General features: G+C 58.7%; 1 protein-coding gene and 1 pseudogene. Both read right to left on the reverse strand.

The features are described from left to right. Positions 1-160: pseudogene (locus GYA94_RS26430) on the reverse strand (50S ribosomal protein L25/general stress protein Ctc); the annotation flags it as partial. A gap of 120 nt (positions 161-280) precedes the next feature. Next, a partial coding sequence (locus tag GYA94_RS28395; RefSeq protein WP_255327003.1) for a hypothetical protein occupies positions 281-346 on the reverse strand: 66 nt, incomplete at its 5' end.

Below are 346 nucleotides of genomic sequence, written 5' to 3' on the forward strand. Positions count from 1 at the left end.
CGAACAGTTTGGCGATTTCCTTGGCCACGATGGTCAGGGACTGGGCTTCTTTATCGCCACCGTAAACTACGGCAGGGATGCTGGCGGAGTGACGCAGGCGGCGGCTCGCACCTTTCCCCAGGTCAGTACGCGCTTGGGCGTTCAGGATGAAATCGGTCATTTTACTTCTCCAAAATAGCCTCCCGAATGGCGTTTGCGACCAGCGCCAGACGGGGATGGCAAAAAAGCCCCGCCCCAACACAGGTTGGGGCGGGGCGCTTCATATCAACACGGGTTCCGCTTAGCGGAACATCGCGCTGATCGATTCTTCGTTGCTGATACGGCGTACCGCTTCAGCGACAACCGG

The sequence above is a fragment of the Pseudomonas juntendi genome (assembly GCF_009932375.1).
Taxonomy (GTDB): domain Bacteria; phylum Pseudomonadota; class Gammaproteobacteria; order Pseudomonadales; family Pseudomonadaceae; genus Aquipseudomonas; species Aquipseudomonas juntendi.